Below are 14,089 nucleotides of genomic sequence, written 5' to 3'. Positions count from 1 at the left end.
GCAGGAGGGTTGATCAAAATGACATCTAAAACAAGTAAAGGGAGGTTGTCTTGGTGGCAGCTTTCGCTTCTCGGTATAGGTTGTACACTAGGAACAGGTTTTTTTCTTGGGACAAGTATGGCCATTCATAAGAGTGGTCCTGCTGTTGTGATTCCTTTTTTGTTAGCGGCCATTGCTACGTATATTGTCTATGATGGCCTTGTTAAGATGTCAGTTGATAATCCAGATAAGGGATCATTCCGTACTTATGCAAAGCAAGCTTTTGGCAATTGGGCAGGATTTAGTAATGGCTGGATTTACTTGATTTCTGAGATGCTCATTATGGGTAGCCAATTGACGGCGCTTGGTATTTTCACAAAGCTATGGTTTCCGGCGCTTCCATTATGGGTTGCTGCGTCTATTTATGCTGCACTTGGATTAGCCGTTATTCTAACGGGTATGAAGGGCTTTGAAAAATTTCAAAATATTTTTGGTGCGTTAAAGGCAGCGGCGGTTGTGATGTTTATTATAGTAGCGGCTGTCTTAATAATAAAAGGATTTAATTCGGAATCAACGACACTCGATGCATTGCATGCAAATTATGGAGAATTTTTCTCGCAAGGTGTGAAAGGACTATGGCTTGGGCTGCTATATGCCTTTTATGCATTTGGTGGAATTGAAGTTATGGGTTTAATGGTCATTGATTTAAAAAATCCTAAAGAAGCACCGAAAGCTGGAAAAGTCATGATTATTGCTATAACCGTCATTTTTATAATGGCTATTATGCTTGCCTTGGCGCTTGTATCTTGGAAGGACTTTAATATTGAGGAAAGCCCATTTATTACAGCGCTTAATGGTTTTCACATTCCTTTTTTTGCAGACATTTTTAATGGCGTGTTAATTATTGCAGGTTTTTCAACAATGGTAGCCTCGTTATATGCGGTTATTACGATTCTCATTACTTTGGCAGAGGATCATGATGCGCCAACGGCTTTGGCGAAAAAAGGGAAGATGAAGATTCCATTTCCTGCATTTCTCTTTTTAGCTAGTGGTTTAATCATCACTATTGTTATTGGCTTTCTTATGCCAGAAAAGATTTTTGAATATTTGGTTACAGCAGCAGGCTTAATGCTAATTTATAACTGGCTCTTTATCTTAGTGACATATAGAAAGCTAATGGAGCTGTCGAAGTGGGAGCATGTGAAGAATGGCATCGGGATGTTGCTCATTGTAGTGACGGTGTCTGGGACGTTAGGGGAAAAAACAAGCAGACTCGGTTTTTTCGTAAGCCTGCTTTTTATCATCATCATAGGAATTGCGACTTGCATTGTCATGAAAAGGCAAAAACACGGTAAGCATGTTTAATGCTCTTTGTTCTGAAGAGAATGTTGCATTCGTAAAAAAGGACATTTCGATGCACTACTATTATCATCACTTAAAAAATACTGCTTCCATTCATAACTACCTTCTTGCCCATACCATTTTAAATCAGAATGAGCTGGAATAGCGTCGTATTCGTTAATGCGTTGACGAATAAGCTTCTTTAACTTGCGACCAAAGACAGTAGAGTCGTTCATTTCCTCAAATATCCAGCGTGGCTGAAATGCCATTAATAAAGTAGAAAAATTACGACTCTTGCGCAATTTATGTGCGGGCGTTGCACAAGACACAAAATAAGGCTCACCGTTAAAACAAAATTCCCATTCATGATGCGCTGGATCAGTTGGAATTTCCTTTGGCCAATCGATATCATCGAATTTCGTCAAATTGTTTAAAACAGACCAAAATAAATTTCTATAATCTGCAACATCGAAATTTTTATGCATATCATTAGGGGTTTTGAAGAAAATGGTATGTGTTGTATATTTACCAAACGTTTTAGCGTACTTATCGTATTCTTTTAAGCATCGTGCTAACGTCTTTATCGATTGCTCCTCTCGTGGATCTCCGATAAAACTATAGCGTAGCTCGTTCGATAAAAAGCCTTTTCTAGCTGGAATACAGGGAAACGTATTTGCTTCATCTGCAACCATGGCAGCGAAGTCGGTATATGCTGACTGTTGCCATAATGGAAGTGTTTCAAAATGATCTTCAATCCACTTCTTGTCTAACACTGCTACTTCCACTTATGTCTCCTCCTTCTATACATCTTTATACTATTAAAAAAAGTGTAAATAGGTGACGATGTACAGGCATTTACGTTTTCTGAATTGGAAAAACAAGGGGAATCCCCACTAAATAGTTCGGATTTTATTTATAGAAAAAATGATTAATGATACGATAAGTTCTGACAATTAAAAATTACATATAGCTCGATCATTAAGGTTAGATGAAACGAAGGGATGAGGGCAAATGAATTCAGTTAATATAAAATTAACAAATCGTATGTTAAGAATCTTCAAGAATGCGGAAAAAGAAGCAGCCTCTTCACAACATAAAGTGTTACAGCCTATTCATTTTTTACTTGCTTGTTTAAAAGAAAAAGAGGGGGTCCTTGGCGAAATAGTATTAAAATGTACTATAGATGAAGCCTCTATAAGAAATTTGATGAATGAACTTGATCTAAAATCAGACAAGGAAGTTACGAGCCATACTTTATTTAACGTTCCTATAACAAATGAGGTTTTAACAGTATTGGAACAAACGACTTTTTATATGCAAAACTATAACCAGGTTTATATAAATGAAGGTCACTTACTTAAAGCGTTAATAAAGGCGAATATGCTGGAGGAATTCGTTTCAGAAGAAGACAAAAAAATGATTTTAAAGCTTGGTACGACTTCGCGAGATATGGTTGCACATCTTCACAATTACCAATTCCCAGTTTCGATTTCTAGTAATATTCGTAGAGTCAATCGCGATGATAAAAAGAAGCTAATTCATTTTGTAGAAAGTCATTTTTCGCAAGAGTGGTCAGAAACGATTAACAGTGCATTTTTAAGTACTACGCCTCCCATCTATGTAGCTTTTGATAATAATGGAGATCTTATTGGATTTGCTGGATTTGACGTTTATCAAAATAAAAAATGTTATTTTGGCCCGATGGGTGTAGCTAAAGCTAATCGAGTGAAGGGGATAGGATATTCCCTCCTCCATCATTGTTTAAAAGAAATGCACGAAATTGGTTATGATTATGCAATTATCGGAGGAGCAGGTCCAATCGAATTTTATGAAAAAGCTTGTCAAGCTGTCGTCATTCCTGCTACCTACAGTTAAGGAGAAAGTTATGAATATAGTTCAAGCAAACACTATTTCACCAGCTATTAGAAAACTACTTTCTTTTGCAACTTCGGATAAAAAAGTTCAACAAGAGTATGAAAAATATATCCTTTTATCGAATAGGACATTATATAGTTTTGGAGTTAGGGGTAAAATAGTCGGTTGTATTGGGATAGAACAAATCAGTTTATCTTCATTCAGCAGAAGAATTCCACCTCTGAAGATGGCGAGATGAATAAAGTGTGGTTCTTTTCAGCCAAACACTTATTGAATGAAGATAAAGCCTCCGGCGGATGTCACGGATTTTTAAAGGAATGAATTGTGCGGACACAATTCAAAATCCGGACGCAATTACGCCTTGGCGTAATTGATCAAAGTGTGAAATTAAGCATATTGCTGTATTAGCTGATCAAAGAGGAAAAGGCATTGGCAGTAAAATGATTCATTTTATAGCAAGTAAGTACCCATCAATTGTGGCAGAAACAGATTATGAGGCCGTAGATTTTTATAGACGCTATAGTTTTTTCATAACTAGCCTAGGAGAGAAATACCCGGGTGTGGAACGCTTTCTATGCCAATATAATAAACAGTAAAAAGAACCTGCAATGCTTGTCTTAATGAAAAGCATGCAGGTTTTCATTTATGATTTTGGGTTAAAGACCTTTTCATCAAGAACGTTTAATGCATGATGAATGTCCTCTATATCTTCTTTAGATGCATGTTGGATAAGTTGTTGAAAGCGCTCTTCTATACAGGCGAATGCTTCTCCCATTATTTTTTCTCCATCCTCTGTAAGGCAAACATAGTGCTTTCTTCGATCTTCAGTATCGCTAATTTTTTTAATAAACTTTCTTTCCTGTAATTTTCGTAATTCACGGCTTGTATTAGGTAAGGACATATGCTGGCAATCACTAATTTCAGTAGGTGTAACTGGCTGACTTACTTTAATATATTCTAGAATTTTATATTGAACTGGTGTAATATGATCGATTTTAACGTTTTGAGTTAGTTCGTGCGTTACTTGGTGTACCGCTGTTGTAAAAGCTACGAACTGATTAAATAATTGTTTTTTGTCCAAATGGGTTCACCTCTTACTGACAAGATAACAAAAAACTTATCTCAAAACAATTATCATTTGACAACTAAAGTTAAACGGTTTATTATTTTGTTATCAAATGATAAGTAATGGAGGATTTATGATGAATACATTAATTATTTATACATATCCCAATCATAAAAGTTTGAATTATGCTTTTTTACAGGAGGCTATTAAGGGTTGTCATGACAATCCGCTCGTAAATGAGATTCAAGTATTAGATTTATACGAGGAGCAATTTAACCCAATTTTAGTATTTCATGAACATAAACGCCGTCGTGATATGTTTCGTGATCCGAAGCTAGAGAAATATCGTGAACAAATTAAGTGGGCTGATAAAATCGTTTTTGTTTATCCGATATGGTGGGGAAGACCACCAGCAATGCTTTTAGGGTATATTGATCAATTATTTGCGGCCAATTTTGCCTATAAAGATAAAAAGGGACTACTTCCTGAGGGGCTTCTAAAAGGAAAATCAGTGGTGTGTATTTCGACAATGAAAGGGCCAACAAAATATCCACTATTATGGCTCAATAATGCGCATAAAATATTAATGAAAAGAGCGTTATTTAATTTTGTTGGTATTAAACAAGTGAAGTTTTTTGAATTTGGCAATATGGAAAGTAAGAAGGGGAGACAAAGCAGAAAACTTGAAAAAGTTTATCAATATTTTAGAAAAGTAGCTTACTAGTTCTTCAGCCTAATAGACTCGTGCAGACGAAGAACGAATCTCCTATTCGTTTGCACGAGTCTCATTGATTTCTAATGGCAGTGTTACAAAAAACGTTGTAAATTCAGCTGGTATACTTTCAACAGTAATTGTTCCGTTATGCATATCGATGATTTTCTTTACTATAGATAGTCCTAAGCCACTTCCGCCATTCTCAGTAGTTCTTGATTGGTCTGCCTTATAAAATCTTTCGAATACATGCTTTTGTTGTTCTACTGTTAAACCGATACCGTTATCATGAACGTTGATAGTCATTGTATCCTTTTGTTTTGTCATAGATATCGTAATAGTGCCAGCAACTGGTGTGAATTTAATGCTGTTGCTTAGTAAATTCATCCATACTTGATTCATTAAATCTTCATCAGCCATTACCGAAATGTTTTCTAATTGCATATCCATGTCGATATTTTTTACTAGCCAATTTGGTTCCAGCGCTAGTACGACATTACGCAATTGCTTATCGAGTCGGTAATGCCTTGGCTCGAAGGGATGGTGTTGTGATTCTAACGACGTCAGCTTTAGTAAATTGTCACTAATTTTTGATAGTCGATTACTTTCCATCTCAATGATTGCTAAATAACGCTGTCGTTTATCCTCAGGGAGGTCAATGTTTTTCAATGCTTTAGCAAAGCCATTAATAGATGTTAGAGGCGACTGAATTTCATGAGATACATTCGAGATAAATTCTTGACGCATTCTTTCCATTTCACCTAATTCGACTGCCATATGGTTGATGCCATGTATTAATTGACCAAATTGATCTTCATCTGTTTTCAGATCTAATTTAACAGTAAAATCACCTTTAGCAATCCGGCTTAATGCATCTACAATCGTATTCCAATAGTTCCGTTGTCTTTTTAGCCCTATTAAAAAGGTGATGATGACTGAACAAGCAAAGAGAACAAAAACACCAACTACGGTCCATAATTGTAGCCAGAAACCTTGTGGATGTTTGCCTAACCAATCATAAAGCCAGGACGTTATGTGGTAGGAAATAAAAGCAAATACGATGCTAATGGTAAGAAGAAGCATTAAAATTAAAAAAAGCTTTAAAAAATTTTTTAGTCTTCTCATAAAACAAGTTCCAATCGATAGCCTAGGCCACGAATTGTACGAATAACAAATCCACTTGTTTCTTGAGGGAAACGTTGACGAAGTCTTTTAATGTGAACATCGACTGTCCGTTCATCACCTTCATAGTCATATCCCAAAATTTCTTCGATTAGTTGTTCGCGTGAAAAAGTTTTTCCAGCATAGCTTGCTAACGTAAATAACAGTTCAAATTCCTTTAAACGAAGTGTTAAAGATTTACCGTTATACAAGACTTCATGTGTATTACGATTTAACTTAATATTGCCAGCCTCCACAAGTTGAGATAGGGAAATATGGTATCTTTTAAGTATCGATTTCACACGGACGATCAACTCTGCTGGCTCAAATGGTTTAACAAGATAATCATCTGTTCCAAGATGAAAACCCTTGACTTTTTGCGAGGTTTCTCCCTTTGCGGTTAACATTAAGATTGGTAGATTGTCATTAAATGAACGTATTTCTTCGCATAATTCCCAGCCATCCATATTAGGCATCATGATGGCCATAAGATATTTTTTGGCTTTGTTTTTACCAAGAAACGTAATAATAATCGTATTATCAGTGTTACTTGCTATGATCAACTTCGATATTTTAAAAACAAAGACACCTATGTATACGCCAATAAAACAGCTGCTCAAGTACTCCAAATGATTGCAGAGGACTTTAGATTAAAGACAGGTATTGTCGCTAATACAAAGCATGTGATTGCTTCTAGAGTAGAGGATAATCAAGAGTTGTTTACTATCATGGAAAATGCCTTGTCAGATACAACTCTAAATACAGGTGATTTATATGTACTGTATGACGACTATGGCTCATTAAATCTACGTAATATCAAGATGCTTAAATCAGATTTGCTAATCGATGAAGATTCTGGCGAATCTTTCGAGTACACAACATCCATCGACGAAAACACATATAACAAAATCAAATTAGTTCGCGAAAATAAGGAGACCAAAAAACGCGAAATTTATATAGCTCAAGATAGTTCCAAAATTAATGAATGGGGCGTCCTGCAACTGACAGAAAAACTCGATGAAAATGGGAATGGTAAGGCTAAAGCTGATGGAATGTTGAAGCTTTATAATCAAAAGTCTCGAAAGTTACACATAAATAAAGTGTTTGGTGACCCAACAATACGAGGCGGTAGTCAGGTAGCTGTTCAAATGTACTTAGGTGATTTAACTGTCGCTAATTTTATGATGGTCGAGACAGTGAAACATACTTTTAATGATTCAGACCATCGAATGGATTTGAATTTGATTGGCGGTGATTTCATTGCGTGATATGACTGATTTTTTAAAGCTTGTTAAAAGGGTTGCGATAGCTGCTGTAAACTCACAAAAACTTACTGATATTGTTTATGGCACTGTCGTTAGTACAAGTCCTTTGAAGGTTCAAATTGATCAAAAATTAATTTTGGAAGAAGTACATTTAAAGTTGACTAACGTTGTTAAAGATTATGGATTAATACAAGGCGACAAAGTAACAATGATTCGTGCTCATGGGGGGCAACAATACGTCATCATGGATAAAGAGGTGGTTGAATGATTCCACGAGTCGAAAATGATGGACTGACACTCGATTTCGAGGAAGTTATTGAGCCATCAAAAAACTATAAATTAATACCTAATAAGAATCGCTGTGTTGGCTATGTTGATGAAATAGAAGCCATGAAACAAGCGATTTTTTTAATGCTTTCAGTTGAACGATACGATCACATTATCTACTCATGGAATTTTGGTGCTGAGTTTAAAGATTTATTTGGTAAGCCAGTTTCTTTTGTAGCAAGCGAGGCAAAGCGAAGAATTAGAGATGCATTGATACAAGATGATCGTATAAATGAGGTTGATTCTTTCGTTGTCACCACCCACAAAAATAAAGTACACATTCAATACACAGCTCACACTATTTATGGTGAAATCACAGCGGAGAAAGAGGTGGAATACTAATGACCGAACCACTTAACTTAGATACAACCTACGAGGATTTAATGGCGCAAAAACTAGCTGGTGTTGACAATTCTCTTGATAAACGGGAAGTTACATCAATGATTTATAACGCAACAGCTGCCAATAGTGCGGAAACCATACAAATGTTAACTACTGTTAAGAACTTCATTGACATGGTATTTGCTGATACTTCACCAAGAGAGTATTTAATAAGACGTGCTGCCGAACGTGGCTTAAAGCCTCACGAAGCAACACGAGCCAAACGTAAGGGGATATTTAATATTGATGTACCTATTGGAAGTCGATTCAGTTTAGATGATCTAAATTACGAAGTTGTTGAGCGTATTTCACAAGGACAGTTCATACTACAGTGTGAAACAGCTGGTAATGTCGGAAATTTATTTTCTGGTCAATTGATACCGATTGAATATACCGACGGCTTACAAACCGCTGTATTAAACGATGTTTTAGTACCATGGGATGACGAAGAAGATACAGAGGATTTTCGTACACGTTATTTCAATAGTTTTGAATCAATAGCTTTCGGAGGTAATAGAGCTGATTATAAGGAGAAAATCGGTTCTTTACCAGGTGTCGGCGGAGTACGCGTTTATAGGGCTTGGGATGGTGGTGGTACGGTTAAGTTAGTCATTATCAACTCTCAGTATGAAAAGCCATCTCAAACATTACTCGACGAAGTACAGTTAACTGTTGATCCATTGGACCATCAAGGAGAAGGGTTCGGCACAGCTCCAATTGATCATATAGTAACAGTTTTTGGTGTGAACGAACCAACAATTGATGTAGCTCTAAATATCACTTATCAATCTGGATGGACATGGGATGATATTAAAGAGCAAGTACAAAAGGTTATAGACGACTACTTTAAAGAGCTTGCCGAAGAATGGGCCAAGGCAAACAGTTATGATGAAGATCATGCTGGGGTTGTAGTACGTGTATCACAAATAGAATATCGACTGTTAGGTGTTACAGGTGTGCTAGACATTGCTGATACAAAGTTGAATGGTGTGCAATCGAATATAGCACTTGGTCCTGAATCAATACCCAAGCGAGGTGTTGTGAGTGGCTAGAGATGTTGATATTATTGGCTATTTACCACCAATCTTACACGAGATTAAAGAGATAATAGCAATCACAAATGTTGAAAATCCTGTACTTGAGAGTCTGTGGCAACAAATCGAAGATACATTAAATAATCAATTTGTAGTAACTGCAAATGAGCAAGGCGCAGAGAGATATGAAAAAATGTTGAAGCTAAAAGTACCAGCGACAGACACCATCGAAACACGAAGATTTAGGATTCTAACTCGATATCAAGAACAGGCTCCTTACTCTTTTAGAGTGCTTAAACAATTACTAGATAGCCTCTTAGGAGTAGGACAATATGAGTTGAAACGTGATGTAGCAGCAAAAACGCTAAGTGTAAAAATCGAATTGACTGTTAAGGGCATGTTTGATGCAGTTGTAGTCATGCTAGAACGCATAACACCTCAGAACATGGTTTTAACTGTCCAATTACGATACAACCAACATAGTACTTTAGTGCGTTTTACACATGCTCAGTTAGCAGCATTTACACATGAACAATTAAGAGAGGTCGTGATGCCATAATGCCAAAAAGCACACCTAACTACAACTTAGAAAAACCGAATCAAGATGATTTCTACAATGTTGATGTACAAAACAAAAACATGGACAAAATTGATACTACTCTAAAAGTCTTGGACAACAAAATAGCAGATGGCGTTACTCATGAAGATTTAAACGCTATCGATGTCAAGCTTGACGACATCAACTCAAAATCAGACCAAATTAAACAAAATACAGAAACAATTAAAACTACTACCAATTCAACAAAAATAGTGGTAGACAACACCAAAACAACTGTTGATAGTACAAAAACTAAAGTTGATGCAATTGATACACGAACAAGTACAATGAATACTAATATTAATACTTTACTTAATGGTCGTGTAGTAAAATCTGTACAAAGAGGGACGACCTTGATGCCTCAAGGAGGAAATAGTGTAACTATTAACTTTAGTTCCGTAGACATCGGTAAATGTTCTGTAGATTTCAAAGGTACTGAAGTTATTTATGTATCTAGTTTTACTTCGACATCAATGAAATTATCCGTTTCTAATGAAGGTACTATGTACGCTCCTACTTATTTATCATGGGAAGTTACAGAGTACTATTAATAAAAAGGAAGTGAGAGAATGCATACTTACGCGCAGTTAAATGAAAACAATGTCGTTATAGGTGTCAGCCAATTAAGTTCCAAAGATGATAGAAATGATATGGTGCTAATTAATGATTTAGAAGTTAAGTTAGGAAGTATTTATAACAGCGGAACAGGCGAATTTACAGCGCCTATCATCCCGGAACCAAATCCAATAGAACCACAGCCATCACTAGAAGAAATGCAAGCACAAACGCTATTGAATACAGAAGTATTAATTGCAATGAAAAATATCGGAGTGTAGGGAGGAACAAACATGAAAATTGTTTATCGTGCTGCAGAGTTATTAATCATTAGTCCAGGATGTAACTACGATGTGATGGCAACAAATTTAAGTTTACTTATGTTAAATAAGCAGGTTAGCCAAGACGAGTATACAAAGTTATGTACCTTGATGGATGAACAGCAAAAAGAAACAGACGAAACGCAGGCATAAGCCTAGCGTTATTTTTATGGAAAAATAGTTTATAAAGTAGAAACTTTCCCAATTCTCCATTCGTATTAAGAGATATAAGATGGAGGGATTAAAATGGGTAAAAATAAAATTATTAAATTATTTACAATAGGATTATGTGTTATAGCTCTATATGTTGCATATGTATTGCCGCAGGCAGAGTGGAAAAATACTTTGATTACATTAGCACAAATAAATATTGCGATTGCAGTTGGAGTAGCTGCCCTATCGGTAGGGGATATTAAAAAAGTAAAAACTATAAATCTGTTAAAGCAATTAACTGTGCATATATCAGTCCTAAGCTTATTGACATTTTTAGTAGCTAATGCGCAATTTCCTGCAATTGTAAATGGTATCTATTTTGTTTCGAATGTTTTAGTAATTTGTATACTGTTAACAGTAGTATTATGGCCTGATGAAAAATAATTAATCTCAAACGCTTGGGAAAATGAAGGATGCGTCTTTATGACGTGTCCTTTTTATATTGGTGAAAGTAGGTGTTCTATGAGTATAGAAATGTCCTTATTGTTTGGCGCTATCGGTACAGTGTTAGGAGTGCTGGGTGCAATAATTACAATGAAAAAAGATAGTAAAAATCAAGGTGCATCGGAAGCCAGTATTACATCTAAAGTCGATTACATAGCGCGAGGTGTCGATGATATTAAACTTGATTTTAAAGACCAGGCACGAAAGATTGAATCGCAAAACGAGCGATTAATACGTGTTGAGGAATCAGCAAAACAAGCGCATAAACGAATTGATAAAGTGGAGGGAAACAGTCATGAAGATTAATTGGAAAGTACGTATTCGTCATAAACAGTTTTGGGTGTCATTAATTGCATTACTTATTGTGCTTGCTAATCAAATAGCAGGCATTTTTAATGTTGATATTACGATTTACAACGATCAAGTTACAGCCATTTCGGAGACGATTCTAAGTATTTTAGGCTTGCTTGGTATTATCATCGACCCAACAACAAAAGGCGTTTCAGATAGCCAACTAGCAATGGATTATAACAAACCAAAGGACGGTGGACAATAATGGTTGTAACTCGTAAAAAATTAGTTACGGATCTACAAGCAAACAAGGTTACTTATGGAAAAGGAAACACTAAAAAATTTATCGTTGTTCATGAAACGGATAATACTAGATCCGGAGCTGACGCAGACGCAGACGCACACGCACGTTTACAATACAACGGTAATAGCCGTTCAGCTTCCTGGCACTATACTGTGGACGATAAAGAAGCTGTACAATCTTTTGAACATGCTTGGAGATGTTGGGCCGCAGGAAGCACGACAGGTAATAACCAAGGTATACAAGTAGAGGTTTGCGTAAACAGTGACGGTAACTATCCAAAGGCAATGCAAAATGCTGCAGAGTTAGTTGCTAAAATCATGAAGGATGAAAACATTCCAATTAGTAATGTAGTTCAGCACAACCATTTTAGCGGTAAAAATTGCCCTCGAAATATGCGTGAAGGTAAAATTAGTTGGTCACAATTTATTTCTATGGTTAAAAATGCGAGTAGCAATGTGCAACAACCTGCACCTATTGCAGACAATAATAAATACCGCGTACTTACTGGAACATACGCTACAAAACAAGCTGCAGAAAATACACAAGATGTACTTAAACACCGTTTTGGTTGGGTGGCTTACATCGATCCGGTCGGGTCAAAATGGCGTGTTAAAACAGGTACATTTACTGGAATGGCCGCAGCACAAGCAGGAGCAAATAAAATTAAAACAGCTAAATTAGCACAAGTAACAAATATAGTAGCTGAATAATATTAAAGACCAAGATAGCTAAATGCCATCTTGGTCAATGTTCATTTATAAGTATGGCAATAATGAAAATAAAACAATGAACACTAGCAGAATACATGCGAATATAAAAATTTTAGTGATAAATGGATCTGAAATAAATGGATCTGAATCATTTTTATTTTGTACTTGTTTTTTGGTATATTCCTCGTACTCTTCCTCCTTAATCGTATTACAATATGCACATATTTCAATCTCAGCCCCATCTCTTTGTACTTTCTTAAATGGATTTATGGCTAAACAATTAGGGCAATTACTCAATTATATTCTCCTCACTAATCTTATCTTCTAATTACCATTTTAGGAAATTAAGCATGAATTGTATATATAAAATTAGGCAATAGTAACTGAAATCACGTTACTTATAATTTATTCCTGTGATTTTCACTTGCTAAAAACAGAACATTAGTTCTATAATATATACAAACAAACGTTCTTAGTGAGGGGCGATATTATGTTAAACGATCGTGGGAATATGAAGTGGACGGCGATGATGTTGCCTGAGCATTTGATGAAAATCAAGGAATGGAAACAGGAGCAGTATTATGATAAAAAGCGTGAACTGACTGAATGGGAAATGGAAGAGATTGAACAAATAGTGCAGCTAGCATATAAACTGCATGAAGAAGTCAAGATAACTTTTTGGAGCGACAATAAATTACATGATGTTGTAGGAAAGATTACTGCAATTAATGCATTTCATAAGGAATTACTCTTGGATATAGATATCTCAATCAAACGTATTACATTTGATCAGATACAAAAAGCATCAATGGTAAATATAGATGATTAATTCAGAGCAACGACAGCTTGTGCACAAATTTTTATTGTTAGACTTAGCTGTCAAATCGCTATTGGTTGATTATCTAAAGACAGAACAATTTAAGTTAAAGAATGTATTTCTCCCATTGATGGATGTGCTGTTAAAAGATTTACGCAATGAATGTTTTGATTTGAAAAGACAACTTGCTCAACAAAAAATACGAATTGTTGGATGGACTAAGATAGATGAAAACTTTAGTGATGTGCAGATTGCTACAGCAGGAAACGATGTGGAACTAAGGTACGCTAAACAAGCTTTAAAAACACAAGTGGAAAATTTGATATTTAACTACTTAAAGGAGAAAAATGATAATGCCAATTCTAAGAACTAGTTCTGTTCAAATATTATTTGGAAATGGAGATGTAGGTGTTCGCTTAGTTGGAAATAAGAAGCAAAAAACGGGGGCAATTCAATTTACCAGAATTGATCCTGTACCCATTGGAACAAAAATAAAAACAGATGAAATGTTAAATTTAACTGATGCACCTGTTACGCTTGGTTTTAATAAAGTAGAGAGTTTGGATGTAGTAATTAATCAATTATTAAAATTACGATATATAATGTCTGGAGAAGGCGAGTACGAATGGACAACTAGTGGAAGTATTATAGATAAAGATTAAACTTAAAAAAGTCACTCATTTTTAGAATGAATGA

Annotated in this window: 25 protein-coding genes; 20 read left to right on the top strand and 5 right to left on the bottom strand. The window is 35.6% G+C overall.

Translation table 11 applies throughout. From position 1 onward, the window contains the following. Nucleotides 1–18 precede the first annotated feature (18 nt). A complete protein-coding gene (locus ACIQZA_RS18125; RefSeq protein ID WP_142508316.1) occupies nucleotides 19–1,344 on the top strand; it encodes an amino acid permease in 1,326 nt (441 codons plus the stop codon). Here the strand turns inward: ACIQZA_RS18125 and ACIQZA_RS18120 are convergent. Continuing rightward, nucleotides 1,341–2,105: a YqcI/YcgG family protein gene (locus ACIQZA_RS18120; RefSeq protein ID WP_142508315.1), complete on the bottom strand. Its 765-nt coding sequence runs from the start codon at nucleotides 2,103–2,105 to the stop codon at nucleotides 1,341–1,343. The two genes, ACIQZA_RS18125 and ACIQZA_RS18120, sit on opposite strands and share 4 nt — an antisense overlap. Nucleotides 2,106–2,331: 226 nt before the next feature. On the opposite strand from ACIQZA_RS18120, the gene ACIQZA_RS18115 reads away from it, so the two are divergent. The 3 genes from ACIQZA_RS18115 (at nucleotide 2,332) to ACIQZA_RS18105 (ending at nucleotide 3,791) form a co-directional block, all read left to right on the top strand. Further along, nucleotides 2,332–3,195, top strand: coding sequence for a GNAT family N-acetyltransferase (locus tag ACIQZA_RS18115; protein WP_400939406.1), 864 nt, complete (start codon nucleotides 2,332–2,334; stop codon nucleotides 3,193–3,195). Between the two features lie 10 nt (nucleotides 3,196–3,205). Further along, nucleotides 3,206–3,433 carry a hypothetical protein gene (locus ACIQZA_RS18110; RefSeq protein ID WP_400939404.1) on the top strand — a complete coding sequence of 76 codons (228 nt, stop codon included), beginning with the start codon at nucleotides 3,206–3,208 and terminating at the stop codon, nucleotides 3,431–3,433. A 148-nt stretch (nucleotides 3,434–3,581) separates the two neighbouring features. After that, a complete protein-coding gene (locus ACIQZA_RS18105; protein WP_400939485.1) occupies nucleotides 3,582–3,791 on the top strand; it encodes a GNAT family N-acetyltransferase in 210 nt (69 codons plus the stop codon). A gap of 47 nt (nucleotides 3,792–3,838) precedes the next feature. Here ACIQZA_RS18105 and ACIQZA_RS18100 read toward each other — a convergent pair whose 3' ends face one another. Further along, complete coding sequence (locus tag ACIQZA_RS18100; RefSeq protein ID WP_142508307.1) at nucleotides 3,839–4,276, bottom strand: MarR family winged helix-turn-helix transcriptional regulator; 438 nt, start codon at nucleotides 4,274–4,276, stop codon at nucleotides 3,839–3,841. A gap of 121 nt (nucleotides 4,277–4,397) precedes the next feature. On the opposite strand from ACIQZA_RS18100, the gene ACIQZA_RS18095 reads away from it, so the two are divergent. Continuing rightward, nucleotides 4,398–4,985, top strand: a complete 588-nt coding sequence (locus tag ACIQZA_RS18095; RefSeq protein ID WP_142508474.1) for an NAD(P)H-dependent oxidoreductase — start codon at nucleotides 4,398–4,400, stop codon at nucleotides 4,983–4,985. A 42-nt stretch (nucleotides 4,986–5,027) separates the two neighbouring features. Here ACIQZA_RS18095 and ACIQZA_RS18090 read toward each other — a convergent pair whose 3' ends face one another. After that, the gene (locus ACIQZA_RS18090; RefSeq protein WP_400939401.1) at nucleotides 5,028–6,098 is read right to left on the bottom strand and encodes a HAMP domain-containing sensor histidine kinase; all 1,071 of its coding nucleotides are present in this window, start codon (nucleotides 6,096–6,098) and stop codon (nucleotides 5,028–5,030) included. Next, the gene (locus tag ACIQZA_RS18085; RefSeq protein WP_483869535.1) at nucleotides 6,095–6,754 is read right to left on the bottom strand and encodes a response regulator transcription factor; all 660 of its coding nucleotides are present in this window, start codon (nucleotides 6,752–6,754) and stop codon (nucleotides 6,095–6,097) included. The genes ACIQZA_RS18090 and ACIQZA_RS18085 overlap by 4 nt, the downstream gene beginning before the upstream one ends. Between ACIQZA_RS18085 and ACIQZA_RS18080 the strand changes: the two genes are divergently transcribed. The 12 genes from ACIQZA_RS18080 (at nucleotide 6,671) to ACIQZA_RS18025 (ending at nucleotide 12,576) form a co-directional block, all read left to right on the top strand. Beyond that, the gene (locus ACIQZA_RS18080; RefSeq protein WP_483869536.1) at nucleotides 6,671–7,402 is read left to right on the top strand and encodes an XkdQ/YqbQ family protein; all 732 of its coding nucleotides are present in this window, start codon (nucleotides 6,671–6,673) and stop codon (nucleotides 7,400–7,402) included. The two genes, ACIQZA_RS18085 and ACIQZA_RS18080, sit on opposite strands and share 84 nt — an antisense overlap. Before the next feature lies 1 nt (nucleotide 7,403). Beyond that, complete coding sequence (locus tag ACIQZA_RS18075; protein WP_400939479.1) at nucleotides 7,404–7,667, top strand: DUF2577 domain-containing protein; 264 nt, start codon at nucleotides 7,404–7,406, stop codon at nucleotides 7,665–7,667. Next, nucleotides 7,664–8,068, top strand: coding sequence for a DUF2634 domain-containing protein (locus ACIQZA_RS18070; RefSeq protein WP_400939395.1), 405 nt, complete (start codon nucleotides 7,664–7,666; stop codon nucleotides 8,066–8,068). Before ACIQZA_RS18075 ends, ACIQZA_RS18070 begins: the two co-directional genes overlap by 4 nt. Continuing rightward, entirely contained in the window at nucleotides 8,068–9,159 is a 1,092-nt protein-coding gene (locus tag ACIQZA_RS18065; RefSeq protein ID WP_402883181.1) for a baseplate J/gp47 family protein, read from the top strand. Before ACIQZA_RS18070 ends, ACIQZA_RS18065 begins: the two co-directional genes overlap by 1 nt. Further along, the gene (locus ACIQZA_RS18060; RefSeq protein WP_402883183.1) at nucleotides 9,152–9,700 is read left to right on the top strand and encodes a putative phage tail protein; all 549 of its coding nucleotides are present in this window, start codon (nucleotides 9,152–9,154) and stop codon (nucleotides 9,698–9,700) included. The genes ACIQZA_RS18065 and ACIQZA_RS18060 overlap by 8 nt, the downstream gene beginning before the upstream one ends. Further along, entirely contained in the window at nucleotides 9,700–10,290 is a 591-nt protein-coding gene (locus tag ACIQZA_RS18055) for a hypothetical protein (RefSeq protein ID WP_402883184.1), read from the top strand. The genes ACIQZA_RS18060 and ACIQZA_RS18055 overlap by 1 nt, the downstream gene beginning before the upstream one ends. An 18-nt stretch (nucleotides 10,291–10,308) precedes the next feature. Beyond that, complete coding sequence (locus tag ACIQZA_RS18050) at nucleotides 10,309–10,575, top strand: hypothetical protein (RefSeq protein ID WP_400939383.1); 267 nt, start codon at nucleotides 10,309–10,311, stop codon at nucleotides 10,573–10,575. Between the two features lie 12 nt (nucleotides 10,576–10,587). Continuing rightward, nucleotides 10,588–10,767 carry a hypothetical protein gene (locus tag ACIQZA_RS18045; RefSeq protein WP_400939381.1) on the top strand — a complete coding sequence of 60 codons (180 nt, stop codon included), beginning with the start codon at nucleotides 10,588–10,590 and terminating at the stop codon, nucleotides 10,765–10,767. A gap of 93 nt (nucleotides 10,768–10,860) precedes the next feature. Then, the gene (locus ACIQZA_RS18040; RefSeq protein ID WP_400939378.1) at nucleotides 10,861–11,211 is read left to right on the top strand and encodes a hypothetical protein; all 351 of its coding nucleotides are present in this window, start codon (nucleotides 10,861–10,863) and stop codon (nucleotides 11,209–11,211) included. A gap of 78 nt (nucleotides 11,212–11,289) precedes the next feature. Next, nucleotides 11,290–11,577 (top strand): hypothetical protein, encoded by a 288-nt coding sequence (locus ACIQZA_RS18035; protein ID WP_387091448.1) that lies wholly within the window; start codon nucleotides 11,290–11,292, stop codon nucleotides 11,575–11,577. Beyond that, nucleotides 11,567–11,827, top strand: a complete 261-nt coding sequence (locus ACIQZA_RS18030) for a phage holin (RefSeq protein WP_400939376.1) — start codon at nucleotides 11,567–11,569, stop codon at nucleotides 11,825–11,827. Before ACIQZA_RS18035 ends, ACIQZA_RS18030 begins: the two co-directional genes overlap by 11 nt. Further along, nucleotides 11,827–12,576, top strand: a complete 750-nt coding sequence (locus ACIQZA_RS18025; protein WP_402883189.1) for an N-acetylmuramoyl-L-alanine amidase — start codon at nucleotides 11,827–11,829, stop codon at nucleotides 12,574–12,576. Before ACIQZA_RS18030 ends, ACIQZA_RS18025 begins: the two co-directional genes overlap by 1 nt. 45 nt (nucleotides 12,577–12,621) lie before the next feature. Here the strand turns inward: ACIQZA_RS18025 and ACIQZA_RS18020 are convergent, their stop codons facing one another. Beyond that, the gene (locus tag ACIQZA_RS18020) at nucleotides 12,622–12,873 is read right to left on the bottom strand and encodes a hypothetical protein (protein ID WP_400939371.1); all 252 of its coding nucleotides are present in this window, start codon (nucleotides 12,871–12,873) and stop codon (nucleotides 12,622–12,624) included. A gap of 193 nt (nucleotides 12,874–13,066) precedes the next feature. Here ACIQZA_RS18020 and ACIQZA_RS18015 point away from each other — a divergent pair, with 193 nt between their 5' ends. Genes ACIQZA_RS18015 through ACIQZA_RS18005 form a run of 3 tightly spaced genes read left to right on the top strand, consistent with a single transcriptional unit; the run spans nucleotide 13,067 to nucleotide 14,055 of the window. Further along, nucleotides 13,067–13,405, top strand: a complete 339-nt coding sequence (locus ACIQZA_RS18015) for a YolD-like family protein (RefSeq protein WP_402883192.1) — start codon at nucleotides 13,067–13,069, stop codon at nucleotides 13,403–13,405. Further along, nucleotides 13,398–13,766: a YhjD family protein gene (locus ACIQZA_RS18010; RefSeq protein WP_400939367.1), complete on the top strand. Its 369-nt coding sequence runs from the start codon at nucleotides 13,398–13,400 to the stop codon at nucleotides 13,764–13,766. The genes ACIQZA_RS18015 and ACIQZA_RS18010 overlap by 8 nt, the downstream gene beginning before the upstream one ends. Next, complete coding sequence (locus tag ACIQZA_RS18005; RefSeq protein WP_400939365.1) at nucleotides 13,747–14,055, top strand: hypothetical protein; 309 nt, start codon at nucleotides 13,747–13,749, stop codon at nucleotides 14,053–14,055. Before ACIQZA_RS18010 ends, ACIQZA_RS18005 begins: the two co-directional genes overlap by 20 nt. The last annotated feature ends 34 nt before the right edge of the window (nucleotides 14,056–14,089 follow it).

Origin of the sequence: Lysinibacillus sp. NPDC096382, assembly GCF_044762845.1 — a bacterium.
Taxonomy (GTDB): domain Bacteria; phylum Bacillota; class Bacilli; order Bacillales_A; family Planococcaceae; genus Lysinibacillus.
This window is presented reverse-complemented; position numbering and strand designations above follow the sequence as displayed.

Coding starts and splice junctions, on each gene's coding strand:
- ACIQZA_RS18125 (WP_142508316.1), top strand. CDS start 19: ATGACATCTAAAACAAGTAAAGGGAGGTTGTCTTGGTGGCAGCTTTCG.
- ACIQZA_RS18115 (WP_400939406.1), top strand. CDS start 2,332: ATGAATTCAGTTAATATAAAATTAACAAATCGTATGTTAAGAATCTTC.
- ACIQZA_RS18110 (WP_400939404.1), top strand. CDS start 3,206: ATGAATATAGTTCAAGCAAACACTATTTCACCAGCTATTAGAAAACTA.
- ACIQZA_RS18095 (WP_142508474.1), top strand. CDS start 4,398: ATGAATACATTAATTATTTATACATATCCCAATCATAAAAGTTTGAAT.
- ACIQZA_RS18090 (WP_400939401.1), bottom strand. CDS start 6,098: ATGAGAAGACTAAAAAATTTTTTAAAGCTTTTTTTAATTTTAATGCTT.
- ACIQZA_RS18075 (WP_400939479.1), top strand. CDS start 7,404: ATGACTGATTTTTTAAAGCTTGTTAAAAGGGTTGCGATAGCTGCTGTA.
- ACIQZA_RS18070 (WP_400939395.1), top strand. CDS start 7,664: ATGATTCCACGAGTCGAAAATGATGGACTGACACTCGATTTCGAGGAA.
- ACIQZA_RS18065 (WP_402883181.1), top strand. CDS start 8,068: ATGACCGAACCACTTAACTTAGATACAACCTACGAGGATTTAATGGCG.
- ACIQZA_RS18055 (WP_402883184.1), top strand. CDS start 9,700: ATGCCAAAAAGCACACCTAACTACAACTTAGAAAAACCGAATCAAGAT.
- ACIQZA_RS18050 (WP_400939383.1), top strand. CDS start 10,309: ATGCATACTTACGCGCAGTTAAATGAAAACAATGTCGTTATAGGTGTC.
- ACIQZA_RS18045 (WP_400939381.1), top strand. CDS start 10,588: ATGAAAATTGTTTATCGTGCTGCAGAGTTATTAATCATTAGTCCAGGA.
- ACIQZA_RS18040 (WP_400939378.1), top strand. CDS start 10,861: ATGGGTAAAAATAAAATTATTAAATTATTTACAATAGGATTATGTGTT.
- ACIQZA_RS18035 (WP_387091448.1), top strand. CDS start 11,290: ATGAGTATAGAAATGTCCTTATTGTTTGGCGCTATCGGTACAGTGTTA.
- ACIQZA_RS18030 (WP_400939376.1), top strand. CDS start 11,567: ATGAAGATTAATTGGAAAGTACGTATTCGTCATAAACAGTTTTGGGTG.
- ACIQZA_RS18025 (WP_402883189.1), top strand. CDS start 11,827: ATGGTTGTAACTCGTAAAAAATTAGTTACGGATCTACAAGCAAACAAG.
- ACIQZA_RS18015 (WP_402883192.1), top strand. CDS start 13,067: ATGTTAAACGATCGTGGGAATATGAAGTGGACGGCGATGATGTTGCCT.
- ACIQZA_RS18010 (WP_400939367.1), top strand. CDS start 13,398: ATGATTAATTCAGAGCAACGACAGCTTGTGCACAAATTTTTATTGTTA.
- ACIQZA_RS18005 (WP_400939365.1), top strand. CDS start 13,747: ATGCCAATTCTAAGAACTAGTTCTGTTCAAATATTATTTGGAAATGGA.